This is a genomic window from Brachybacterium sp. p3-SID957, from assembly GCF_025144775.1.
In the GTDB taxonomy this organism is placed as follows: Bacteria; Actinomycetota; Actinomycetes; order Actinomycetales; family Dermabacteraceae; genus Brachybacterium; species Brachybacterium epidermidis.
On the sequence record NZ_JALXKT010000052.1, the window covers coordinates 1 to 22,611 of the forward strand.

At 72.4% G+C, this 22,611-nt stretch carries 21 protein-coding genes; 1 reads left to right on the plus strand and 20 read right to left on the minus strand.

What is annotated here, in order from left to right; translation table 11 throughout:
• Window positions 1-18: 18 nt before the first annotated feature.
• The 20 genes from M3B01_RS10975 to M3B01_RS11070 form a co-directional block, all read right to left on the minus strand.
• Window positions 19-741 (minus strand): DivIVA domain-containing protein, encoded by a 723-nt coding sequence (locus tag M3B01_RS10975; protein WP_259792080.1) that lies wholly within the window; start codon window positions 739-741, stop codon window positions 19-21.
• A 208-nt stretch (window positions 742-949) separates the two neighbouring features.
• A complete protein-coding gene (locus M3B01_RS10980; RefSeq protein WP_193866121.1) occupies window positions 950-1,240 on the minus strand; it encodes a YggT family protein in 291 nt (96 codons plus the stop codon).
• A 6-nt stretch (window positions 1,241-1,246) separates the two neighbouring features.
• Window positions 1,247-1,729 carry a cell division protein SepF gene (locus M3B01_RS10985; protein ID WP_193866120.1) on the minus strand — a complete coding sequence of 161 codons (483 nt, stop codon included), beginning with the start codon at window positions 1,727-1,729 and terminating at the stop codon, window positions 1,247-1,249.
• 177 nt (window positions 1,730-1,906) lie between these two features.
• The gene (gene pgeF, locus M3B01_RS10990) at window positions 1,907-2,710 is read right to left on the minus strand and encodes a peptidoglycan editing factor PgeF (RefSeq protein WP_259792083.1); all 804 of its coding nucleotides are present in this window, start codon (window positions 2,708-2,710) and stop codon (window positions 1,907-1,909) included.
• Window positions 2,707-4,014 carry a cell division protein FtsZ gene (gene ftsZ / locus M3B01_RS10995; protein WP_259792086.1) on the minus strand — a complete coding sequence of 436 codons (1,308 nt, stop codon included), beginning with the start codon at window positions 4,012-4,014 and terminating at the stop codon, window positions 2,707-2,709. Before ftsZ ends, pgeF begins: the two co-directional genes overlap by 4 nt.
• A gap of 202 nt (window positions 4,015-4,216) precedes the next feature.
• Window positions 4,217-5,203, minus strand: a complete 987-nt coding sequence (locus M3B01_RS11000) for a cell division protein FtsQ/DivIB (RefSeq protein WP_259792088.1) — start codon at window positions 5,201-5,203, stop codon at window positions 4,217-4,219.
• Window positions 5,203-6,729: a UDP-N-acetylmuramate--L-alanine ligase gene (gene murC / locus M3B01_RS11005; RefSeq protein ID WP_259792090.1), complete on the minus strand. Its 1,527-nt coding sequence runs from the start codon at window positions 6,727-6,729 to the stop codon at window positions 5,203-5,205. Before murC ends, M3B01_RS11000 begins: the two co-directional genes overlap by 1 nt.
• A 22-nt stretch (window positions 6,730-6,751) precedes the next feature.
• Complete coding sequence (murG, locus tag M3B01_RS11010; RefSeq protein ID WP_259792092.1) at window positions 6,752-7,894, minus strand: undecaprenyldiphospho-muramoylpentapeptide beta-N-acetylglucosaminyltransferase; 1,143 nt, start codon at window positions 7,892-7,894, stop codon at window positions 6,752-6,754.
• The gene (locus M3B01_RS11015; RefSeq protein WP_259792094.1) at window positions 7,891-9,234 is read right to left on the minus strand and encodes an FtsW/RodA/SpoVE family cell cycle protein; all 1,344 of its coding nucleotides are present in this window, start codon (window positions 9,232-9,234) and stop codon (window positions 7,891-7,893) included. The genes murG and M3B01_RS11015 overlap by 4 nt, the downstream gene beginning before the upstream one ends.
• Window positions 9,231-10,763 (minus strand): UDP-N-acetylmuramoyl-L-alanine--D-glutamate ligase, encoded by a 1,533-nt coding sequence (gene murD / locus M3B01_RS11020; RefSeq protein ID WP_259792096.1) that lies wholly within the window; start codon window positions 10,761-10,763, stop codon window positions 9,231-9,233. The genes M3B01_RS11015 and murD overlap by 4 nt, the downstream gene beginning before the upstream one ends.
• Complete coding sequence (gene mraY / locus M3B01_RS11025; protein ID WP_193866115.1) at window positions 10,760-11,860, minus strand: phospho-N-acetylmuramoyl-pentapeptide-transferase; 1,101 nt, start codon at window positions 11,858-11,860, stop codon at window positions 10,760-10,762. Before mraY ends, murD begins: the two co-directional genes overlap by 4 nt.
• Complete coding sequence (murF, locus tag M3B01_RS11030) at window positions 11,857-13,335, minus strand: UDP-N-acetylmuramoyl-tripeptide--D-alanyl-D-alanine ligase (protein ID WP_193866114.1); 1,479 nt, start codon at window positions 13,333-13,335, stop codon at window positions 11,857-11,859. Before murF ends, mraY begins: the two co-directional genes overlap by 4 nt.
• A gap of 2 nt (window positions 13,336-13,337) precedes the next feature.
• Window positions 13,338-14,924 (minus strand): UDP-N-acetylmuramoyl-L-alanyl-D-glutamate--2,6-diaminopimelate ligase, encoded by a 1,587-nt coding sequence (locus tag M3B01_RS11035; RefSeq protein WP_259792099.1) that lies wholly within the window; start codon window positions 14,922-14,924, stop codon window positions 13,338-13,340.
• Between the two features lie 8 nt (window positions 14,925-14,932).
• Window positions 14,933-16,741: a penicillin-binding protein 2 gene (locus M3B01_RS11040; protein ID WP_259792101.1), complete on the minus strand. Its 1,809-nt coding sequence runs from the start codon at window positions 16,739-16,741 to the stop codon at window positions 14,933-14,935.
• Between the two features lie 4 nt (window positions 16,742-16,745).
• Window positions 16,746-17,261 (minus strand): hypothetical protein, encoded by a 516-nt coding sequence (locus M3B01_RS11045; RefSeq protein WP_193866111.1) that lies wholly within the window; start codon window positions 17,259-17,261, stop codon window positions 16,746-16,748.
• 1 nt (window position 17,262) lies between these two features.
• On the minus strand, window positions 17,263-18,276 hold the full coding sequence (gene rsmH, locus M3B01_RS11050) for a 16S rRNA (cytosine(1402)-N(4))-methyltransferase RsmH (protein ID WP_193866110.1): 1,014 nt from the start codon (window positions 18,274-18,276) through the stop codon (window positions 17,263-17,265).
• 159 nt (window positions 18,277-18,435) lie between these two features.
• Entirely contained in the window at window positions 18,436-18,867 is a 432-nt protein-coding gene (gene mraZ, locus M3B01_RS11055) for a division/cell wall cluster transcriptional repressor MraZ (RefSeq protein ID WP_259792104.1), read from the minus strand.
• A gap of 502 nt (window positions 18,868-19,369) precedes the next feature.
• Window positions 19,370-19,771: a DUF3040 domain-containing protein gene (locus tag M3B01_RS11060; RefSeq protein ID WP_259792106.1), complete on the minus strand. Its 402-nt coding sequence runs from the start codon at window positions 19,769-19,771 to the stop codon at window positions 19,370-19,372.
• A gap of 88 nt (window positions 19,772-19,859) precedes the next feature.
• A complete protein-coding gene (gene dinB, locus M3B01_RS11065; protein WP_259792108.1) occupies window positions 19,860-21,125 on the minus strand; it encodes a DNA polymerase IV in 1,266 nt (421 codons plus the stop codon).
• Window positions 21,126-21,188: 63 nt separating this feature from the next.
• On the minus strand, window positions 21,189-21,632 hold the full coding sequence (locus M3B01_RS11070) for an SAV_6107 family HEPN domain-containing protein (protein WP_259792110.1): 444 nt from the start codon (window positions 21,630-21,632) through the stop codon (window positions 21,189-21,191).
• 155 nt (window positions 21,633-21,787) lie between these two features.
• Here M3B01_RS11070 and M3B01_RS11075 point away from each other — a divergent pair.
• On the plus strand, window positions 21,788-22,611 hold an 824-nt coding region (locus tag M3B01_RS11075; protein WP_259792112.1), incomplete at its 3' end, for a spermidine synthase.

Here is a 22,611-nt window from a genome sequence, read left to right on the forward strand (position 1 = left end):
CGGTGGAGTGCGTAGGACTCACAGACCGAAGTTCGCCTGCTTGTCCTGGGTCTCGCTGGTGTCGAGCTCGCGCAGCTGGTTCTCCAGGTAGTTGCGCAGACGGTTGCGGTAGTCGCGCTCGAAGGTGCGCAGACCCTCGATGGACTTCTCCAGCTCCGCCTTCTTGGACTCCATGGCGTCCAGCGTGGTGCGGGACTTCTCCTCCGCCTCGGTGACGATGCGGCGGTGCTCCTCGTTGGCCTCGTTGATGAGGCGGTCGCGCTCGTCCTCACCGTTCTTGACGTACTCGTCGTGCAGGCGATTCGCCAGGGCGATGATCCCGGCGGCGTCCCGCGGAGCGGCGTCGCGATCGGGCTCGGCCTGCTCCTGCGGGGCATCGACCACGGTCTGGGGGCCGGTGGCCTCGGTATCGGCCGGGGCGTCGACGTCCGCCTCGGCGGACTGCTCGGGCACGGCCGCAGCAGGCGTCTCGTGGATCTGCTCGCCCTCGGGGGCCTCACGCACGACGGTCTCGTCGTGGTCGTCGCCACCGGCGGCCGGAGCGGCCGACTCGAGCTCGGCGATGCGGTTGTGCGCCTCCTCGAGCTCCTTGGTCAGGCGGTTGTTCTCGTCGATGAGCTCCTGCAGGCGGGGCAGGATGTCGTGGTCGAGGTAGCTGTCGACCTCATCCATGTCGTAGCCCTCGGAGAACCGCACCGGGGTGAACCGCTTCTGCAGCAGGTCATCGGGCATCAGAGCCATGGGTCACCTTCTCGTCAGTCTCGGGTGTGTCAGCGCACCAGGCGCAGCAAGGACCAGCGTAGCCGATCGGGCGGCGGGCCCGCGCCCGGGCTCCTCTCGCACGGGGCGACGGCCTCGACCGGCGCATGCTCACGCCTCCGGACTCGCACCAACCAGCGCGCACGCGAGCCAGCGCGCACGCGCAGCAGCTCACGGCGGCTGCGCCGTGTCACATGGCCAGGCCGGCCAGCACCCGCAGCAGGATCCAGCCCACGACCAGCAGCAGCATCATGCTCAGGTCCAGAGCGACCGCACCGATGCGCAGCGGGGGGATCAGTCGGCGCAGTGCCTTCACCGGGGGGTCGGTCAGCGTGTAGACCACCTCGAACAGCACCAGCACCAGGCCCGAGGGCCGGAAGTCCCGCGAATAGGCGCGGATCCACTCCATCACCAGCCGCGCGATCAGCAGCAGCATGTACAGCAGTACCGCGAGGTACAGCGCTCCTGCGATCAGCTGCACCGGGTCTCAGCTCTGGTTGTAGAAGCTGTCCTCGTCGGCCGAGGAGTCCCCGTCGACCTGGACGAACTCCGGAGAGAGCAGGAACACCTTGGAGGTGACGCGCTCGATCGTGCCGCGCAGGCCGAACACCAGGCCGGCGCAGAAGTCGACCATGCGCTTGGCGTCGCCGTCCTGCATGTCGGAGAGGTTCACGATGACGGGCACGCCGTCGCGGAAGGACTCGCCGATCGCCTTGGCGTCGTTGTACGAACGCGGGTGGATCGTGGTGATGCGGTGCATCGACTCCTCCACGGCGGGGGTCATGGCCACGACGCTCGACCGCTGGCGGATCGGCGTCACCTGGGCCTCACGGTCGGTGGTCTCCGGACCGCGCTCGGCGCGGCGGTGCGAGGCCGCCTCGTCCCGACGGTCCAGCTCGTCCTCGTAGTACTCGTCGTCGACCTCGTTGGCGAGGCCGAGAGCGACCATGGCGTTGCGCCAGGTTCCCATCGCAGATCTCCCAGTCTGTGCTTCCGTCACGCTGACCTGGACCCCAGGGAAGCACGGGGAGTGCGTGGGGGTCCTGTCCCGAAAGTACCGGAGAGCGCGCCGCGCGACGGGGACGCGCCCGGCGTGTCGGGGCGTGTCGCAGGAATCGTCGACTCCCCAACGACGGGCCCACCCGCCTCAGCCCCGGCGGATCACCCCGGCGAAGCGGCCCGTGGTGCGGCTGCGGCGATACGAGAACCAGGCGGGGTCCTCGATGGTGCAGGGATGGTCACGGTCGATCGCAACGGCCGGCACGCCCGCGCGGCCGAGCGCCTCCACGGCGCCGGCGCGCAGATCGATCGCCGGGGTGCCCCAGCTCGTACGGGTGCGGGTCGAGGGCAGGCGATGAGCGGCGTCCTCGGCCATGTCCGGCGGCACCTCGTAGCACCTCCCGCAGGCCGACGGACCCACGGCCGCCTGTATCCGCTCGGCTCGTGCGCCCAGGCGCTCCATCGCCGCGACGGTCGCCTCGAGCACCCCGGCCAGCAGCCCCGGCCGGCCCGCGTGTGCCGCACCGATCACCCCCGCCTCCGCCTCGCTCAGCAGCACCGGCATGCAATCGGCCACCATGATGGCCAGGGCGATGTCGGCGCGGTCGGTGACCAGGGCGTCGGCGGTCACCACCGGGGACTGCGCCGGTCGCGGTGTCGCCTCGTCGCGGGCGGTCGCCTCGTCGCGGGTGGACGCCCCCTGCGCCGACGCCTCGGCCCTTGACAGCACATGCACCTGAGCGCCGTGCACCTGGTCCACGAACACCAGCGGGCGTCCCACGACCTCGGCCACCCGCGAGCGGTTCTCGCTCACCACGGCGTCATCGTCCCCGACGTGCCGGGCGAGGTTCAGGGACTCGTACGGGCCCTTGCCAACCCCGCCCTCACGCGTGGTGAACAGGGCACGGGCCCCGCGAAGTCGCGGAGCCCGTGCGGGAAGAGGTGTCCTCACTTGAGGAAGGACGGCAGGTCGAGATCGTCGTCGTCGGCCGGCGGCTCCTCGATGCGCGGGGGACGCACGGGCTCCGACTGCGGTGCGGGGACGGGGCGAGCGGCCTGGCCGTTGCCCTGGTGCTGGTCCTCGTCCTCCTGGTCGGCCGGGTCCATCCGCTCGGTCCGGGGCTCCTGCTGCTGCTCGGCCGAGGGGCGGGAGGGCGCGAAGGTCTGCTGCGGGAGGCCCCAGCCGCCGGCAGCACCCGCGGCCGCACCGACCCCGCTCGCGGAAGCGGTGCGCTCGGTCGCGGCCGGGCGCGGCTGGACCGGCTCGGGACGCGCAGCGGGGCGGGACTGCTCGGTGCGCTGCGGGGGGCCACCGGCCTCGAAGCCCGCGGCGATCACGGTCACCCGCACCTCGTCGCCCAGGGCGTCGTCGATGACGGCGCCGAAGATGATGTTGGCGTCGGGGTGCGCGGCCTCCTGCACCAGTCGTGCGGCCTCCGAGACCTCGTACAGGCCCAGGTCGCTGCCGCCCTGGATCGACAGCAGCACGCCGTAGGCGCCGTCGATGGATGCCTCCAGCAGCGGGCTGGAGACGGCGAGCTCGGCGGCCTGCAGGGCGCGGTCGTCGCCGCGGGAGGAGCCGATGCCCATCAGGGCGCTGCCCGCTCCCTGCATCACGGACTTGACGTCGGCGAAGTCGAGGTTGATCAGGCCCGGGGTGGTGATCAGGTCGGTGATGCCCTGGACACCCGAGAGCAGCACCTGGTCCGCGGACTTGAAGGCGTCCAGCATGGACACCTGCTTGTCGGCGATGGACAGCAGACGGTCGTTGGGGATCACGATGAGGGTGTCCACCTCGGCCTGCAGGGCGGCGATGCCGGACTCGGCCTGGGTGGAGCGGCGGCGGCCCTCGAAAGTGAAGGGGCGGGTGACCACACCGATGGTCAGCGCGCCGAGGCTGCGGGCGATCTTGGCGACCACGGGGGCACCGCCGGTGCCGGTTCCGCCGCCCTCGCCGGCGGTCACGAAGACCATGTCGGCCCCGCGCAGGACCTCCTCGATCTCCTCGGCGTGGTCCTCGGCGGCCTTCTTGCCGACCTCCGGATCGGCGCCGGCCCCGAGCCCGCGGGTGATCTCCTTGCCGACGTCGAGCTTGACGTCGGCGTCCGACATCAGCAGGGCCTGGGCGTCGGTGTTGATGGCGATGAACTCGACGCCCTTGAGACCGGCCTCGATCATGCGGTTGACGGCGTTGACACCGCCGCCGCCGATGCCGACGACCTTGATGACTGCGAGGTAGTTCTGGGATCCGGCCACGTTGATGTCCTTGCTGTTGTCGATCTGCTGTCGAACGGGGACCCAACCCTCGACCTCGAGTTGAGGTTCGGACTCTGCGGCCCCGTTCCTTCTCTTCGACGCTAAGGACGTGGCCGACGGGGCGCAACGACCTGCCGCGCGTGTCGTGTGGCGAACCTCCCGGTCCCGGGGTTCAGGCCGCGAAGGCGAGGGCGCGCGAGGGTCAGCGGGTGACCGGCGCCACCGGGGAGGAGACGTCGATCACGGAACCGGGCTGCGGGATCAGCGCCTGGACCACATCGCCCTTCAGCTCGGCGTCGCGGGCATCGCCCCACACCACGCTCTTGGTGCCGCCGTCCTCCAGGGCCAGGGTGAAGGTGACGTCGCTGGGGCTGGTGGCGGTCATGTCCTGGACGGCAGGGCGGATCGGGTCAGGCAGCTCGGCGAGCACCTCGGTCATCGCCTCCGCGGCGCCGTCGGGGTCCTGTGAGGTGGTGCCCACTCGCAGCGGGATCAGCGTCGCGCCCTCGGCCGCGGCCGCCGGCAGCTCCTCCCCTGCGGCGTCGATCACCGCGACGGTGCCGTCGGCACGGGTCAGGTGGGCGACAGGCTCGGACTCGACGACGGTGACGTGCATGCCATCGGGCCAGCGGCGCTCCACCTGAGCGGATTCGATGCCGGGGACCGTCGCGAGGTCCTCGCCGATGGCGTCGGTGGGCAGCAGCAGCACGCTGTCCCCCAGGCGAGGATCGAGGTGGGAGCGCACCGCCTGCTCCTCGACGTAGCCCAGGCCCGTGACGCTGATCTGCTGCAGCCGCAGGGCGGGCAGCCAGATCGCGGCCGACAGCACACCGATCAGCAGCAGCGTCACGACGACGGCACCGGCGATGATCGCGCGCCGGCGACGACGCCAGGGCCGCCCGGCCACCAGGGCACGGAAGCGGTGAGCGGCAGGGACGACGTTGTCGGGACCGTCAGGGCTGTCGGAAGCGTCGGGGCGGGGCTCGCGGGGCGCGTCGACGGCGGTCACGGGCGGGCGGCCGTAGCTGCGGCCCGGCGGGTCGGAGGGGGCGGCCTCCCGCGATGCCTGCCCCTGCTGGGCGTCGAGGGGCCGCTGCGGGGCCCGACCGGACTGCGGCGGGACCCGGCCGGACTGCGGCGAGGACCGCCGCGACCCGGTGGGGCGCGGCGGGGTGGGGCGGCGGGCCATCAGGCCGTCCCCCGGGCGCGGCGCAGCGCCTGCAGCACCGCCGGAGTGTCCTCCACCACGTCCCCGGCACCGAGCATCAGCACCAGGTCCCCGGGGCGGGCCTCCCCCGCCACCTGGGAGGGCACCGGTGCACGTGCGTCCAGGGGGCGCACGTGAGCGGCGGTCGAGTGCTGGGTGATGGTGCGGGCGTCCACCGTCGGGTCGGGGTCCTCACGGGCGGGGTACACGGGCATCACCCAGGCCAGGTCCGCGCCCTCCAGGGAGGCGGCGAAGGCGGCGGCGAAGTCGCGGGTGCGGGAGAACAGGTGGGGCTGGAACACCGCGAGCACCCGGCCGCCCGCACCCTGATCGGCGACGATGGCGCGCGCGGCGGCGATGGTGGCGGTGACCTCGCGCGGATGGTGGGCGTAGTCGTCGATCACCGTGATGCCGTCCACCACACCGGCCAGGTCGAAGCGGCGGGAGGCCCCCGTGAAGCGTCCCAGCCCGTCGGCGAGCGCCTCGAGCGGCGCATCGGGCGCGGCCGATGCGGTACCGGCGAGCGCACCCAGGGCGTTGAGCACGTTGTGGTGGCCGGCTACCGCCAGGCGCACCCGGAGCGGGCCGCGCGGGCTGAGCACCTCGACATCGGTGCCATCGGGGCCGGAGTCCTCGGCGAGGACCCGCCAGTCGGCGGCCTTGCTGGTGCCGTAGGTGCTCACGCTCGCGCCATGAGCGGCGGCCCGCTCCCCCAGCGCCCGGGCGCCCTCGTCGTCGGCGCACACCACCAGGGTGCCGCCGGGAAGGATCCGGTCGGTGAGGGCGTCGAAGCCGGCCTGCAAGGTGGCGGCGTCCCCGTGGAAGTCGAGATGGTCGGGCTCGAGGTTGGTGACCACCAGGGACCGGGGGGTGAAGGCCAGGAAGGAGCCGTCGGACTCGTCGGCCTCGATCACGGCGATCCCGGTGCCGTCGCGCATCGATTCCGTGGGCGAGGGCTCCGCACCGAGGCCGGCGTTGCGGCCCAGGTCGGGCACGGCGGCCCCGAGCGCCCAGGCAGGATCCAGGCCCGCACCGCGCAGCGCCATCACGGCCAGGCCGGTGGTGGAGGTCTTGCCGTGGGTGCCGGCGATGGCCACCAGGTCCCGCTGCCCCATCAGCCCGGCCAGGGCCGCGGCGCGGTGGACGACGGGGATGCCGCGCCGGTGGGCGGCGATGATCTCGGGGTTGTCGGCGCGCACGGCGGTGGAGACCACCACCAGGTCCAGGTCCTCGGCCAGCAGGTCCGCATCGAAGCCGATGCCGATGCGGGCTCCCGCCTCGCGCAGCGGGCCGATGAACTGGCCGTCCTGGGAGTCGGAGCCGCTGACCTCGATGTCGGCCTCCAAGGCCAGCCGCGCCACGGCCGACATCCCGGCCCCGCCGATCCGCACCACGTGGAGGGAGCGGACCGGGCTCCCGGAAGGCCACTGCGCGTGGGTGACGACGTCCCCGGGAGTGAGGATGGTGCGGGGTGCGGGCCCCTCGGTGCGGGCAGCGGCGTCAGTCATGGCTTCACGGTAACGGCCGGGGTCACAACCGGCGGCCAGGCTCCCGTGCGGCACCGATCACGATCTCGGCGAGTCGTTCGGCGGCATCGGGGATGCCGAAGCGGCGGGAGGCCGCGGCCATGGCTGCGCGTCGCTCCTGGTCCAGCAGCAGCGGGAGCACCTGCTCCACCAGGCGCGATGCGGTGATCTGCGCATCCTCGATCATCAGCGCCCCACCGGCGCTGACCACGTCCTGGCCGTTCAGCGCCTGCTCGCCGTTGCCGATCGGAAGGGGCACCAGCACGGCGGGCAGCCCCACGGCGGTCAGCTCGCACACGGTCCCGGCGCCCGAGCGGGTCAGGGCGAGATCCGCGGCGGCGTAGGCATCCTCCATGGCCCGCACGTACTCCACCACCCGGTAGCCGGGACGCGGGGTGAGGTCCTCGGCCTTGCCGCGGCCGGTGATGTGCAGGATCTGGGCACCGGCCTCCAGGAAAGCGGGGGCGGCCTCGCAGACGGCGTCGTTCAGGCGCTGCGCGCCCAGGGAGCCGCCGGTGACCAGCAGCACCGGGCGTGCCGGATCGAGGCCGAACTCCTGCACCGCCCCGTCGCGGCGGGCCGCGCGATCCAGGTGCGCGATGCCCTCGCGCATCGGCATGCCGATGCGGCGGGCGCCCCGCAGGCGGGTGCCGTCCAGAGCCGTGAGCACGGCGGCGGCGCGCACCGCTCCGAGGCGGTTGGCCAGGCCCGGGCGGCGGTTCGCCTCATGGACCACCAGGGGGATGCGGGAGGCGGCGGCGGCGAGGTAGGCGGGAGGGCACACGTACCCGCCGAAGCCCACCACCACGTCGATGCCGCGGTCGCGCAGCAGGGCGCGCACCTCCCGCACGCTCCCCGCCAGCCGCGCCGGGAAGCGGACGGCAGCGCCACCGGGTCGCCGCGGGAAGGGCACCTTCTCGATGGTCACCAGCTCGAAGCCGGCGGCCGGCACCAGATCGGCCTCGAGCCCGGAAGCGGTGCCGAGCACCACGATCTGGGCCTGGGGCGCCTGCTCACGGATGCGCGCGGCGGTGGCCAGCAACGGGGAGACGTGGCCTGCGCTGCCCCCTCCGGCCAGCAGGACCCGGGGGGCGCGTGCGGCGCGGGGGTCACGGGCGGCGTCGGGACCGCTGGGTGATCCGCTCATCGTCGGCTCCGTCCCTGAGCCGTGCGCGCGCGCCGTCGGGAACGGCGGGGGCGGCGCGAATCGCCGGTGGAGCCGTCGCGCGGAGCGGGCAGCACGCTCACGGAGCTGCGCACCGCGCCCACGCGGGCGGTGATGGCCTCGCGCGCACCCGGCTCGCTGCGGGCGAAGGACAGCAGCACACCCAGCGCCGTCATGGACGCCAGCAGGGCGGAGCCGCCGGAGGAGATGAACGGCAGCGGGACGCCGATCACGGGCATCAGGCCCGTCACCACCATCATGTTGACGAAGGCCTGCCCCAGGATCCAGGAGGCGATGCCGGCGATGGTGATCTGGCGGAACACGTCGTCGGTGCGGGTGATCATACGGAACATCACCAGGGCCAGCACGGCGAACAGGAACAGCACGCCCAGGGTGCCGGCCAGGCCGAACTCCTCCCCCAGGACCGCGAAGATGTAGTCGTCCTCCGCGGCGGGCAGGCGCCCCCACTTCTGGCGGGACTCACCGGGGCCCACGCCCCACCAGCCGCCCTCGGCCAGCCCCATCAGGCCCTGCTCGGACTGGTAGCCGGTGCCGCCGACGCACTCGCCCTTGAGCCAGCAGTTGATGCGGCCCATGCGGTTGCCGCTGGTGATGGTGAGAGCGACGACGCCGATGAGGCCGAGAGCTCCGCCGGCGGCGAACCAGCGCCGGGGCACGCCGGCCACCCACAGCGAACCGGCCACCAGCAGGCACATCACCAGCGTGGTGCCCAGGTCGTGCCCCAGCACCACCAGGCCCAGCGCGGCGAGGACCCCGGGGACCAGGGGGAACAGCAGGTGGGCGGGCCGGTGCAGCAACGGCCGCTTGATGGCCAGCAGGGCGCCCAGCCACACGGCCAGGGCCAGCTTGAGGAACTCCGAGGGCTGCAGGGTCTGGGACCCGATGCGGATCCAGTTGCGGTTGCCATCGACGTCCCAGCCGAGCGGCGTGTGCACGAGGGTCTGCAGGGCCAGGCCCAGCATCAGCAGCGGCCAGGCGGCCTTGCGGTAGAAGCCCGGCGGAATCGAGGCGGCCACCAGCAGGGACGCCAGCCCCAGACCCGCGAAGGTGCCCTGACGCAGCAGTCCCGCGAAGCCCGACTGGCCGCGGGAGATGTTCAGCACCGCGGTGGAGGAGAGCACCATCATCAGGCCCACGCCCACCAGCAGGGTGCCCAGCACGATCAGGGCGTAGAAGTCCAGGGCCGGTGACTTCAGCCAGTTGCCCACCCCGGCGCGCAGGCGGGAGCCGACGTCACCGAGGGGGTTCTCCTCCTCGGGGCGGACGACCCGAGTGGACCGGCGGGTCTCCTGCATCGTCATCCGTTCGCTCCTGCCAGTCGTTCCACGGCCGCGGCGAACAGCTCCCCCCGTTCCGCGTAGTTGCGGAACTGGTCGATCGAGGCTGCGGCCGGTGCCAGCATCACCACGTCCCCCGCCGAGGCGAGGGAGCGGGCGGCCTGCACCGCCTCCTCCATCAGCCGGGAGCGCCCGGCGACATCGCCAGTGTCACCCGGATCCACGCGCACCACGGGGAGGTCAGGGGCGTGTCGCCCCAGCGCCTCGGCGAACGGGGCGGGATCGGTGCCCAGCAGCACGCAGCCGACCAGTCGGCCGGCGACGGCCTGGACCAGGGGGTCGATGTCAGCGCCCTTGGTGTCGCCTCCGGCGATCCACACCACGCGCTCGGCAGCGGCGAGGGAGGCGCGGGCGGCGGCGGGGTTGGTGGCCTTGGTGTCGTCCACCCAGGCGACCTCGTCGATGCGGGCCACCAGTTCGGCGCGGTGGCGGCCGATGCGGTACGCGCGCAGGCCGTCGCGCACGGCCGCTTGCTCGACACCGTGGGCGCGGGCCAGGGCCGCGGCGGCCAGGGCATCCAGCACGATGTGCGGGCCGGCGCCGTGGGGACCCAGGTGGGCGAGGTCCTCGAGGGTGGCGAGCTCGGCGGCCTGCCGGTGCCGATCGGGGACGAAGGCACGGTCCACCAGCATCCCGTCGACCACGCCGAGCTCGGAGGGTCCCGGGGAGCCCAGGGTGATGCCGATGGCGCGGGCGCCCTCGATGACGTCGGCCTGTTCGACCAGGCGACGAGTGGTGGGGTCGGCGACGCTGTACACGCAGGCGCGCTCGACGCCCTCGTAGATGCGACCCTTCGCGGCGGCGTAGGCAGGGGCGCTGCCGTGCCAGTCCAGGTGGTCGTCGCTCACGTTGAGCACCGCGGCGGCCTGGCAGTCCAGGTGCTCGGTGCGGTGCAGCTGGAAGCTGGACAGCTCCACGGCCAGCACGTCGAAGCCCTCCGGGTCCAGCGCCGCCTCGATCACCGGCAGGCCCACGTTGCCGCAGGCCACGGCGCGCAGGCCGGCGTGCTGGAGGATCGACTCCAGCATGGTGACCGCGGTGGTCTTGCCATTGGTGCCGGTGATGCCGAGCCAGGCGGGCCCGTCGGCCGCTTGCATGCGGCGAGCCAGCTCGACCTCGCTCCACACGGGGATCCCGGCCTGCTGGGCCTGGACCAGCAGGGGCTGCTCGGGCCGCCAGCCGGGTGAGGTGACGACCAGGTCCACCTCACGGTCGGCGGGGAGGGAGCCGGTGTGCTCGGCCCCCAGGCGCACCTCGACACCCAGCACCTGAAGGATCCGGGCCTTCTCCCGGTTCTCGGGGGTGTCGGCGCTGTCGACCACCAGCACCCGGGCACCGCGCTGCATGGTCTGGTCCGCGACCGCGTAGCCGGAGACGCCGAAGCCGGTCACCAGGATGCGCAGCCCGGCCACGTCCATGCCCGGCCAGGCCCGCTGCTCGGCCGGGAGACCATGGGCTGGGCCGGTCGTAGGACCGGCCGGGGGCGTGGTCATGAGGTGAGCCTCGGCAGGGCGTCGAGGTAGAACAGGCCCAGGCCGAGGCCCGCGAGGATCCCGGCCACGATCCAGAAGCGGACCACGATGGTGACCTCGTTCCAGCCCTTGAGCTCGAAGTGGTGCTGGAGGGGGGCCATCCGGAACACGCGCTTGCCGGTGGTCTTGAAGCTGGCCACCTGGATGATCACGGACAGCGAGATGGCCACGAACAGGCCGCCGATCACGGCGCCCAGGATCTGGGTGCGCGAGACGATGGTGAGGCCGGCGATCGCGCCGCCCAGGGCCAGGGACCCGGTGTCACCCATGAAGATCTTCGCCGGAGAGGTGTTCCACCACAGGAAGCCCACGCAGGCACCGATCATCGCCGCGCACAGCACGGCGGTGTCCAGCGGGTCGCGGGCGTCGTAGCAGTTGACCGTGCCGCCGGCGGCGAGGTCCACGTTGCACACCTGCCGCCACTGCCAGAAGGAGATCACCAGGTAGGCGGCAGTGAAGATGATGGTGGCGCCGGAGGCCAGGCCGTCCAGGCCATCGGTGAGGTTCACGCCGTTGGACCAGGCCGCCACCAGGAAGTTCGCCCAGACCGCGAAGAGGATGAAGCCCGCGACGCTGCCGCCGAAGGCGAGGTCCAGCCAGGGCACGTCCCGCACGAAGGAGATGTTCGTGGAGGCCGGGGTGAGGCCGGACTCGTCCCGGAACAGCAGCGCCATCACGGCGAAGGCCGTGGCCACCACGAACTGGCCCAGCAGCTTGGCGCGGGGCCGCAGGCCCAGGCTGCGCTGCTGGGAGATCTTCAGGTAGTCGTCCAGGAAGCCCACCACGCCCAGGCCCACCATCAGGAACAGCACCAGCAGCACGGAGATGCTGGGGGGCTCCCACACGGCCAGGTGGGCGATGCCGTAGGCAAGGATCGTGGCCAGGATGATGGCGACGCCGCCCATGGTGGGCGTGCCTCGCTTGGTGGCGTGGGAGGTGGGGCCGTCATCGCGGATGAACTGGCCGTACCCGCGCTTGACGAGGACCCGGATGTACAGGGGGGTGCCGAAGATCGCCAGCACCAGGGCGGTGCCCCCCGCGATGAGGATCGGGATCATGCGTGTGCTCCTCCGTCCTGGTGCCGGGCACGGTCCGCGCGTCGTTCCAGGTGCGCGATCAGAGGCCGTGCGAGCTGGCGCAGGCCTGCGTCGCGGGACGACTTCAGCAGCACCACATCGCCGGGCGCCAGGGTCCGTTCTAGCACAGCCAGGGCCTCCTCGACGTCGGCCACCTGCATGGACTCCCCACCGAAGCTGCCCTCGAGGCTGGCCCCGTGGTGGAGGGGGGCAGCGCCCTGCCCCACGACGATCAGCAGACCGATGTTCAGCCTCACCACCAGGCGCCCGATCTCGTCGTGCAGGCGCACCGACTCCTCGCCCAGCTCGAGCATCTCGCCCAGCACGGCGATGGTGCGGTGGCCGCGCCCGAGGTGCGCGAGGGTCTTCAGCGCCAGGCGCATCGAGTCGGGGTTGGCGTTGTAGGCGTCGTCGATCACCAGCACATCGCCGGCGCGCCGGGCCTCCATCCGCTGCCCGGAGGCCAGACGCACTCCCTGGAGGGAGGCCGCGGCGGCAGCGGGCTCGACCCCGGCGAGGATCGCCGCGGTGAGGGCGGCGATCGCGTTGGCGGCCTGGTGCTCCCCCAGCAGATCGGGGCGCACCTCGAAGGATCCGGCGGGAATGTCCGAACCGTCCGGTCGGGTGAGGCCCTCCGGGACCTGCAGGGTGAAGCTCACGCGGGCGTCGTCGTCGAGCCGCAGGTCCGTGGCGCGCACGTCGCCCCGGTCGAGCCCCCAGGTGACCGCCGGGGCCTCGGTGAGCTGCGCCATGGCGGCCACCCGGGGATCCTCGGCGTTCAGCACGGCTCGCCCCTCGGGGGACAGCGACCGGACCAGTTCGGCCTTGGCCCGGGCGATGCCCTCGACGGAGCCGAACTCTCCGAGGTGGGCGGAGCCCACGTTGAGCACCACGGCGATGTCGGGGCGGGCGATGTCGGTCAGGTGGGCGATGTGGCCCGGTCCACGGGCGCCCATCTCCAGCACCAGGAAGCGGGTGTGCTCGTCAAGGCGCAGCACCGTCAGCGGCAGGCCCAGCTCGTTGTTGAAGCTGCCGACGGGGGCGATCGTGGGGCCGAGATCGCCGAGGGCCACCCCGAGCAGGTCCTTGGTGCCCGTCTTCCCGGCGCTGCCGGTGATCGCGAGCACCCGCAGCTGCGGGTTCTCCCGGCGTGCCTGCTCCAGTTGGGCGCGGGCCAGGTCCGACAGGGCGCGCTGCACGTCGTCGACCAGGACGGCCGGGATGTCCTCGGCCGTCTGTCGGGAGACCAGGCACAGCGCGGCGCCGTCGGCGACGGCTGCGGCGAGGAAGTCGTGGCCGTCGACCGTCTCGCCCTCGAAGGCGGCGAACAGATCGCCCTCGGTCACGGTGCGCGAATCGATGCGGGCCTCACCGGTCACCCGCTCCTCACCGGTGGCGCCGCCCACCAGGGTGCCGCCGACGAGGCGAGCGATGTCGTGCGCAGTGATGGCGAGCATGGTCAGTGTCCTCCGTCAGCCTGGGGGTCGCCCGGTCCGGGCCGCGCGGCGAGGGCGTCGCGCAGGCGGAGGCGATCATCGAACGGGTGGACGATACCCCCGATGTCCTGCCCGGTCTCGGCTCCCTTGCCGGAGACGAGGATGGTGTCGCCCACGTCCGCGAGGGAGGCGGCCAGCTCGATGGCGCTGCCCCGGCCGTCCACCTCGTGGACCTCGGCGTTCGTCGCATCCGGGATGCCGGAGCGCACTGCTGCCCTGATCGCGGCGGGGTCCTCGGTGCGGGGGTTGTCGTCGGTGATGATCACCACGTCGGCCAACCGGGCGGCGACCTCCCCCATGAGCGGGCGCTTGGTGCGGTCGCGGTCGCCACCGGCGCCCATCACGCAGATCACGCGGCGGGTGCCGGGGACGGAGCGCAGTGTGGTCAGGGCCTTCTCGAGCGCATCGGGGGTGTGCGAGTAGTCGACCACTCCGCGCACCGGGGCGAGGGCCACGGGCTCCATCCGGCCGGGGACGGTGCCGGCGGTGCCGAGGGCGGCGTCCACCTCCGGACCGCTCACCCCGATGGCCTCCAGCAGCAGGACGGCCGCGAGGGTGTTGGCGACGTAGTGGCGGCCGGGCAGTGCCGCGCGCAGGCGCCGCTGCGCCGGGGCGCCCTGCTTCCCGACGACGGTGAACACGCTGCCGTAGTCATCGGGGAGGATCTCCCGCGCGACATGGTCCGCCTCGATGCCGGGGAGGGTGGCGTACGTGGTCACGGGCACCTGGGCCCGGTGGGCCAGGCGCCTGCCCCACTCGTCGTCCACGCACACCACGCCGCGCCGGGAGTGCTCCGGGGTGAACAGCAGGGCCTTGGCCGCGAAGTAGTCCTCCATCGTGGGATGGAAGTCGAGGTGGTCCTGCGAGAGGTTGGTGAAGCAGGCGACGTCGGCCACGACCTCGTCCGCGCGGTGGAGCACCAGGGCGTGGGAGGAGATCTCCATGGAGCAGGCCTCGACGTCGTCCTCCAGCATCCGGGCCAGGATGCCGTGCAGCTCGGGCGCCTCGGGAGTGGTGCGCACGGTGGCGATCGCATGATCGGTGCCGGTCGCGTCGCGGTACTCGGTGCCGCTGGTGCCGACCATGCCGCTGGGGCGGCCCAGCGCCAGCAGGGTGCGGTGCACCATCGTGGTGACCGAGGTCTTCCCGTTGGTGCCGGTCACGCCGATCGTGCGCAGGTGCTGCGCCGGTCTTCCGTAGACCACAGCGGCGGCGGTGGCGGTCTCCCGACGCGGGTTTTCGACCACCAGGGCGGGCAGCCTGGCCCGCGCGCAGGCCTCCGCGCCGGCGTCGTCGGTCAGCGCGAGGACGGCCCCGCGGGAGACGGCCTGCTCGACGTAGTCGGCGCCGTGGGCATTGGCACCTGGCAGGGCGCACCACAGATCCCCCGCCTCGACGCCGCGGGAGTCGAGGGTGACCCCGGAGACGGTGGCCTCGAGGTCGGTCAGGGACGGCGGCGGTGCTGCGCCGAGCTCCGCGGCGAGCGCACCGATGCTCACCCCGGCTCGACGGCGAGGACGAGCGGGCTCGGGAGCGGGGACTGCGGACACGGGGCCGGTCACCACTCGTTCTCGAGCACGCGTGCGGGCTTGCCGGTGGGAGGGATGCCCTGGTGCTGGAGGGTGAAGGTCATCAGCTCGGAGAAGGCGGGTGCTGCAGCCCGGCCGCCCGAGATGAAGCTGTTCAGGCCGAACACGAACACGCCGATCACGATCTCCGGGTCGTCCGCGGGGGCGAAGCCGATGAAGGAGGCGGTGTAGGTGCCACCGGGGACCTGCGCGGTGCCGGTCTTGCCGGCCACCGCGTACCCGGGCACGCTCGCGCCGGAGACGCCGTCCTCGACCACGTTGTCCATCAGCTCGGTCATGGTGGCGGCGGTCTCGGAGGAGACCACGCGGGTGGACTCGGGCTCCCCCATCGGTCGGATGCTGCCGTCGTTCTCCCGGGTGCCGGCGACGATCCGCGGCTGCACCCGCACTCCGTCGTTCGCGAAGGTGCCCACCGCCGAGGTCATCTGCAGAGCGTTGACGGAGTAGCCCTGGCCGAAGGCCGTCGTGTACCGGGTGCGGCCGGTCCACTGCGAGGCGGGGTGGACCACGCCGGCGGACTCACCGGGCAGACCCACGCCGGTGGGCTCCCCCAGGCCGAACGCCTTCAGATAGTCGTAGCGCACCGAGGGTGGGAGGGTCTCGGAGATCTGCACGGTGCCGACGTTGGAGCTGTTCTTCAGCACCCCGGCGAGCGTGAGCCGCTGATCCTCGTGGGTGAGCGCGTCCTTGATGCGATGGCCCTCGAAGTTCATGGTGTACGGCACCTCGTACTGCGAGTCCAGGGTGACGGTGCCCTCCTCGAGGGCCGCCGCGACGGTGAACACCTTGCCGGTGGAGCCCGGCTCGAACACGTTGGAGATGGAGCGGTTGCCGCGGTTCTCCTCGGGTGCCTCGCCCGGGGCGTTGGGGTCGTAGGTGGGGTAGTCGGCCAGGGCCAGCACCTCGCCGGTGCGGGCGTTCAGGACCACCGCACTGGCGCCGGTGGCACCCCAGCTGTCAGCTGCGCTCGCGGCGACCTGCTGCGCCTTCCACTGCAGGTCCCGGTCGATGGTGAGGACGAGGTCACGGCCGTCGACGGCCTGGGTGGTCTCCTGCCGACCGGTGGGGATGATCTGGCCCTGGGCGCCGCGCTCGTAGGTGGTGGTGCCGTCGGTACCGCTGAGCTGGTCGTCGTAGGTGAGCTCGGTACCGGCCAGGGCGGTGCCGTCGGATCCCACGAAGCCCAGCACGTTCCCGCCCACGGAACCGGCCGGGTAGATGCGCTGGGCCACCCGGTCCGCGCCGATGCCGGGGATCTTCAGGGCCAGGGCGGCGTCCCGCACCGCGGGGTCGACGTTCTTCTCCAGGTACATGAAGCCGCGATCGCCGGTGAGCGCCTCCTCGGTCTCGGTCACGCTCCAGCCCAGCACGGGGGCGAGCTTCTGGGCTGCCGCCGGGATGCCCGTGACCTCCGCCGTCGTGGAGTTCTCCAGGTAGGTGTCGACCTGCAGCTGGTTGACCCACAGGTCGTAGCGCTCCTGGGAGCTGGCCAGCACGGTGCCGTTGCGGTCCAGGATGTCACCGCGCAGAGCGGGGATGGTGCGGGTGACGGTGCGCTGCTTGACCGCTTCCTCCGCGCGGGCACTGGCGTCCAGTCCCTGCACCCAGATCAGTCGACCGGACAGTGCCATCACCGCCACCATGATCAGCGTCAGCAGCAGGCGGTGGCGGACGGCGGGGCTGCCCACCCGGGCCGTGGGGACGCGGAAGGAGCCCCGGGGCGCGCGGGTCCTCCCCGCGCCGCGGGGGCTGCGCTTCCTGCTGCGGTCGTCCGCCATCTGCTCAGGCTCCCTCGTTGCCCATGCCGTGATACGCCTGGGGCTGATCGTAGATCTGCGCGGGCGGCACGGCCTGCTCCGCCGGAACCTCGGCGAGTTCCGGAGGTGCGGGTGCCTCGGCATCGACGGTGTCGGAGAGCACGGTGCGGGTGTCCAGGTCGATGTAGGCGGGATCGGTCACCGGCACCATCCCCAGCTCGCGGGCCTGTCGCTCCAGCTCCTGGGGGGTGCCCAGACGCTCGTCTGTGGCCATCAGTGCCTGCTGCTCCTCGGTCAGTCGCTGGGACTGGATCTGCAGGCGGTTGATCTCGTAGCTGGTGTCGGACATCTGGATGTTCAGGTAGAGCAGAGCAGCCAGTGTCGCGACCACGATCGCGGTGCACAGCAGCGTGAACGGCATGGCGCTGCCGGCGGCCTTCGGTCGGGCCAGGACGGTCAGGCGCGGGGTGGACCAGCCGGCCGGCCGCGCGGAGCGAACGGGCCGGACGGCGACGGAGCGGATGGCGGAGGTGGAGGCCATGTCACGAGGCTCCTTCTACGATGCGGGTGCGGGTCAGTGCGCGCAGGCGGACGGAGCCCGCGCGGGGATTGGTCTCGCGCTCGGCGGGCCCGGCCTGGACCGCGCCGCGCACGAGAGAGGTGAAGGTGGGGCGGTGCTCCTCCAGCTCGACCGGCAGGCCGGGTGGGGCCGAGGAGCGGGTACGACGCGCGAAAGCACTCTTGACCAGGCGGTCCTCACCTGAGTGGTAGGACTCCACGACGATCCGGCCGCCCAGGCGCACGCTGTCCAGCGCACCCTCGAGAGCGCTCGCGAGGATCCGCAGCTCGTCGTTGACCGCGATCCGCAGCGCCTGGAAGGAGCGCTTGGCGGGGTGGCCACCGCTGGCCTTCGAGGCGGCAGGGACGGCACGGTCCAGCAGGGTGACCAGTTCGCCGCTGCGGGTGAGCGGGGCGTGCTCGCGCTGCTCGACGATGCGCCGTGCGATCCGACGGGCGAAGCGCTCGTCGCCGTACTGGTGGAGGATGCGGGAGATCTCCGCCTCGGGCAGGTCGCGCAGCAGATCGGCCGCGGTGGGCCCCCCGGAGGAGGGGTCCATGCGCATGTCCAGCGGGGCATCGGCGACGTAGGAGAACCCGCGATCGGCGGTGTCGATCTGGAAGCTGGAGACGCCCAGGTCCATCATCACCGCGTCGGCACTGTCGAGACCGAGGTCGGCGAGGACCTCGGGGATCTCGTCATAGGTGGCGTGCACCAGGGTGAGGCGGTCCGCGAACCCGGCGCGGGTGAGCCGTTCCCGGGCCAGGTCCAGGGCCAGGGGATCGCGGTCGATTCCCACCAGGCGCGCGGCGGGGGCGGCGGCGAGGACGGCGCCGGCGTGCCCGCCCATCCCCAGCGTCGCATCGACGTACACCGAGCCGGGGCTCTGCAGGGCGGGGGTGAGCAGGTCCACGGTGGTGTCGAGGAGGACGGGGACGTGTCGCTCCTCGGCGGGTGCGGCGCTGCCGGTGTCGCCCCGCTGCGGTGTGCGGTCCATCGTGCCCCCTCCCCGGTGCTGCGGTGTCGGTCCTGTGCTGTGTGTCGATGGGTGATGCCGTCGGGGCCGTCCAGCCAGATTCCCCGTCGTTCCCGACCCGCCACCGGGGAAGTAGCGTCGGGGCGGGAACGACGAGAGGTCTCACAGGACGGATGTCCGTCAGAACAGGCCCGGGACCACCTCCTCGGCGGTCTGGGCGAAGCCCTCCTCCTTCTGCTCGAGGTAGATCTCCCAGGCCGGGAGGGACCAGATCTCGAGCCGGTCCAGCGCGCCGATGACGGCGCATTCCCGGTCCAGGCCCGCGTAGGAGCGCAGGTGGCTCGGGATGGTGATGCGGCCCTGCTTGTCGGGGATGACGTCCTCCGCGCCGGAGAGCAACACGCGCAGGTAGTCACGCGTGCGCTGATCGGTGGTGGGCGCCCGACGGGCCTCATCGAGCTTCTGGCGGAACTCGGCGATCGGGTACACCGCGATGCAGTGCTCCTGGCCTCGAGTCATCACCAGTCCCGTGGCGAGCTCGTCACGGAACTTCGCCGGGAAGATCAGGCGCCCCTTCTCGTCCAGCTTGGGCGTGAAGGTGCCGAGGAACATCTCGACCCCCTCTCACCTGCATGGACGGGAAGTGCGGAACCATCTCCTCCCAACGCGCTCCACTTTACCCCACTCCGCCCCACATCGCGCTACCCCTGGCGCCGATTCGCCCCCCATGGCGCACATCACCGCTGGTCATAGCAGTGGTGTGAGGTGGGGGAAAATCGGCGACGTGGAGCGCTCCAGCAGCACCCGAGGTGGTCCCATCGCCTCGGACATCACAGACGCGCCCCGCACCGCAACCGCCGGGCGGCATCATCAGTGCAGGTCAGGAGCTTTCGGTTCGAAGGCCCTGCCGCGTCGTGCTGCGCGGGGGTGCACCGGGGAGGGAGGTGGTGGAGGGAAAGGGAGGGGCCCGGTGGGGGGAGGTGGAGAACCGGGCGGAGAAGGGTGGGGAACCGGCCGGAGGGAGGCGGCTGGACACGAAGAAGCCCCGGCTCCTAGGAGCCGGGGCGTCAGCAGGGGCGGGGCATCCGCCGGGGCACGGGTCCGACGGCCGTGGTCAGAACCGGGAGTCGTCCCCCGAGCGCTTCTCCCAGCGGTCCTCCATCTTCTTCATGAAGGTGCCGCCGTTGTCCAGGGGGCCCTGGGTGGTGGGGCGGGTGCCGCCGGAGTCCCCGGGGCCGTCCCCATCGTTCGAGTTCGTCGGGGAGGTCACCGCATACACCGCCCCGGCCAGCATGCCGATGAAGGCGATCACGCCGAGCCACACGGCCGGCAGGGCCACCGCGAGGACCAGCACCAGCAGGCCCAGCACCACCCCGCCCAGGCCGATCGCGATGCGGCGGCCGTTGCGGCGGGGGCTTCGCGACGGCGAGAAAGCGCGCGCGAGGCGAGGATCGTCGGCGAAGAGCTGACGTTCCATCTCATCGAGCATTTTCTGCTCGTGCTCCGACAGCGGCATGATCCCGCTCCTTGTCCCCGTGCTCCGCGCTCCTGGGCGCCTCCCCGCTCGATCCCGGACGGCGGCCGTCATCGGCGGTCCCCCTAGTTTAGGCGTCGCCCCTGGGAATGGGAACCTCACGATCCCCGGGGCCGGACCGCACCGCCGGGCCCGCCCCCTCCGGGCGCAACGTGGAGCCGCGAGCCAGGCTGGAGGCGCCGAACCGGTCACGGGCGCGATCCATGGCGGCCTCGAGGTCCTGCCAGCCGGCCGAACGCCCGGTCAGCTCCCGGGGCTCCCCGCCCGACCCGGCTAATGCCAGCTGCGTGGCCCGCACCCCGGCCAGTCGCACCCTCGGCATGCGCGTGCTCTCCCGTTCCCACAGTGCCACCACGTGCTCGCGCAGGCGCTCGCCGCTGGAGGTGGGCTGGTCCATCGTGGCCGAGCGGGTGATGGTGGCACCGTCGGGCGAGCGCAGCTTGAGGACCACGGTGCGGGCCACGAACCCGGAGCGGCGCAGCTGCCGGGCCACGTCGTCGGCCATCACCGTGATGCGGCGGCGCACCTCGTGCGGATCGGTGAGGTCCTCGTCCCAGGTGCGCTCGGTGCCCAGGGACTTGTCGCGCACCCGATGTCCCAGGCCGGTGCGGTCACTGCCATCGGCCACCCGCATCACCTGGAGCGCCTGGGGGCCGATGGCGCGGGCGAGGGTCGAGACAGGGACGTCGCGCACGTCGCCGACAGTGTGCACGCCGATGCGCTCCAGCGCCTTCACGGCCGTGGGCCCGATGCCCGAGATCACCGATACCGGCAGCGGCGCCAGGAATGCCGCGGTGCTCTCCGCGGGGACGATGAGCATGCCGTCGGGCTTGGCGCGGGCGGAGGCGATCTTCGCCACTGCCCGGGACACGGAGCCGCCCACCGAGCTGGGCAGCCCCAGCTCCTCCCGGATCCGCCTGCGCAGCAGGCCTGCGATCTCCTCGGGAGGCCCGAACAGCCGCCTGGCCGGGCGGGCGTCCAGGAACGCCTCATCCACGCTGATCTGCTCGACATCGGCCACCACGTCCCGCAGCAGGTCCATCACCTGGCGGGAGACCTCGCGGTAGTGATGGATGCGCCCGGGGACGATCACCAGATCCGGGGCAAGGCGACGGGCGGTGGCCATGGGCATGGCCGAACGGATCCCCCGTGCCCGCGCCGGGTAGCTGGCAGCGGCCACCACACCGCGAGCTCCGGCCCCGCCCACCACCACCGGGAGTCCCCGCAGGGAAGGATCGTCCCGGATCTCCACCGAGGCGAAGAAGGCGTCCATGTCCAGGTGCAGGATGCCGGGGATCTCCGGATCCGGTGCGGCACCCGGGACCTGCATGGTCATCGAGACCTCCTCGGCAGAGCAGGTGGGGATCAGAGGGCAGATGAGCTGACTGTACCGGCCGCGCTATCCGGCCAGGGCCACCACCTGCTGCGGCATGCCCTCCAGCAGGGCCTCCGATACCGCGGACAGGTGCAGGGCGGTGAGCTCGATGTGGCGACGCAGCAGCACCGGATCCGGGAGCGCGTCGAGGCTGCGCTCCAGACGCGCGCGCTCAGCCACCATCGGGGCCATCTGCTCGGAGCGAGACGCGGCGTCCCCTCCCAGCCGCTCCAGTGCCGTCCAGACGTTCAGCGGGAGCCGCCGGCGGCGATCGCGGTTGGCCCGCTGCACCAGCACCCCGGCGCCTCGCAGCGCTGCCCGGTGCACGAGCTCGAATGCCTCCCGCGGGTGCTCAGCAGCGAGCCGCTCCCCCTCGGCGAGCAGCCAGCGGGCACGACCCAGCCCCGCGAGGTCCTCATCGAAACGGGCCAGACGGATGCGGGCGGGGGTGATCGTGGGGGCGGTCATGGCGGCTCCTTCCTGTCCGTTGCTCTCCGTGCTTCTCCTCACCGGGTGAACCCACCGTAGGAACGGGCACCGACGAACGAAGCCCCACCTGATCGGGAGTGGACGGACCTGCAGTGGGGAGGAACCTGCAGTGGGGAGGGACCTAGAGTGGACCGATGGCCCGCCGTGATCGCACCCGCAGCAGCTCCAGCTCCGTCTTCGGGCACCTGCCGCAGCTGGGCGTGACCCTGCCCATCTCCACCGGGGCCGCGCGACTCACCCAGGAGCAGGACGGATCCCTGCTCCTCGAGGTCAACGGGGTCCCCTCCTCACACCTGCATCCCGATCCCAGGCACCTGGTCTTCGAGTACATGCGCTGGATGCAGCTGGTGATCGACCTGCACCTGCAGCAGATCTCCGGGACGGCACCGCAGCTCGCGCACCTGGGCGGGGCCGGCTGCGCGCTCCCCCGCGCTGTCGCAGCCGCGCATCCCGGCAGCCGGCAGATCGTGGTGGAGATCGACAGCCAGCTGGCCGAGCGGGCACGGGAATGGTTCGACCTCCCCCGCTCACCCCAGCTGAGGATCCGCATCGACGACGCGCTCAGCGCGCTCACGGAGTGGCGGGAGGACCGGTTCGACGTCCTGGTGCGTGACGTGTTCGCCGGCAGCACCACCCCCGACTCACTGCTCACCGCCGACGCCTGCACGCACGCGGCGCGGGTGCTGAAGGACGGCGGCATCTACCTCGCCAACTGTGCCGCTCCCCCGGGTTCCGGGCTGATGGCCGACGAGGTGGCGACACTGTCCACCGTGTTCGAGCACGTATCAGCGATCGCCGAGCCCGCACACCTGTCCGGCAAGCGCAGGGGCAACTGCGTGCTGGTGGCCTCCTCGCGCCCCCTGCCCGAGGGCATCGATCGCGCGCTGCGCTCCGACCCCGTCTCCGTGCGCCTGGCCCGACCGCAGCAGGTCGAGGCGCTGCGCCGGGCCGGGCGAGT

What these genes read in the sequence shown, in the direction of transcription:
- M3B01_RS10975 (WP_259792080.1), bottom strand. Translation starts at nt 741, where the DNA reads ATGGCTCTGATGCCCGATGACCTGCTGCAGAAGCGGTTCACCCCGGTG.
- M3B01_RS10985 (WP_193866120.1), bottom strand. Translation starts at nt 1,729, where the DNA reads ATGGGAACCTGGCGCAACGCCATGGTCGCTCTCGGCCTCGCCAACGAG.
- M3B01_RS11000 (WP_259792088.1), bottom strand. Translation starts at nt 5,203, where the DNA reads ATGGCCCGCCGCCCCACCCCGCCGCGCCCCACCGGGTCGCGGCGGTCC.
- murC (WP_259792090.1), bottom strand. Translation starts at nt 6,729, where the DNA reads ATGACTGACGCCGCTGCCCGCACCGAGGGGCCCGCACCCCGCACCATC.
- murG (WP_259792092.1), bottom strand. Translation starts at nt 7,894, where the DNA reads ATGAGCGGATCACCCAGCGGTCCCGACGCCGCCCGTGACCCCCGCGCC.
- M3B01_RS11015 (WP_259792094.1), bottom strand. Translation starts at nt 9,234, where the DNA reads ATGACGATGCAGGAGACCCGCCGGTCCACTCGGGTCGTCCGCCCCGAG.
- murD (WP_259792096.1), bottom strand. Translation starts at nt 10,763, where the DNA reads ATGACCACGCCCCCGGCCGGTCCTACGACCGGCCCAGCCCATGGTCTC.
- mraY (WP_193866115.1), bottom strand. Translation starts at nt 11,860, where the DNA reads ATGATCCCGATCCTCATCGCGGGGGGCACCGCCCTGGTGCTGGCGATC.
- murF (WP_193866114.1), bottom strand. Translation starts at nt 13,335, where the DNA reads ATGCTCGCCATCACTGCGCACGACATCGCTCGCCTCGTCGGCGGCACC.
- M3B01_RS11040 (WP_259792101.1), bottom strand. Translation starts at nt 16,741, where the DNA reads ATGGCGGACGACCGCAGCAGGAAGCGCAGCCCCCGCGGCGCGGGGAGG.
- M3B01_RS11045 (WP_193866111.1), bottom strand. Translation starts at nt 17,261, where the DNA reads ATGGCCTCCACCTCCGCCATCCGCTCCGTCGCCGTCCGGCCCGTTCGC.
- rsmH (WP_193866110.1), bottom strand. Translation starts at nt 18,276, where the DNA reads ATGGACCGCACACCGCAGCGGGGCGACACCGGCAGCGCCGCACCCGCC.
- mraZ (WP_259792104.1), bottom strand. Translation starts at nt 18,867, where the DNA reads ATGTTCCTCGGCACCTTCACGCCCAAGCTGGACGAGAAGGGGCGCCTG.
- M3B01_RS11060 (WP_259792106.1), bottom strand. Translation starts at nt 19,771, where the DNA reads ATGCCGCTGTCGGAGCACGAGCAGAAAATGCTCGATGAGATGGAACGT.
- dinB (WP_259792108.1), bottom strand. Translation starts at nt 21,125, where the DNA reads ATGACCATGCAGGTCCCGGGTGCCGCACCGGATCCGGAGATCCCCGGC.
- M3B01_RS11070 (WP_259792110.1), bottom strand. Translation starts at nt 21,632, where the DNA reads ATGACCGCCCCCACGATCACCCCCGCCCGCATCCGTCTGGCCCGTTTC.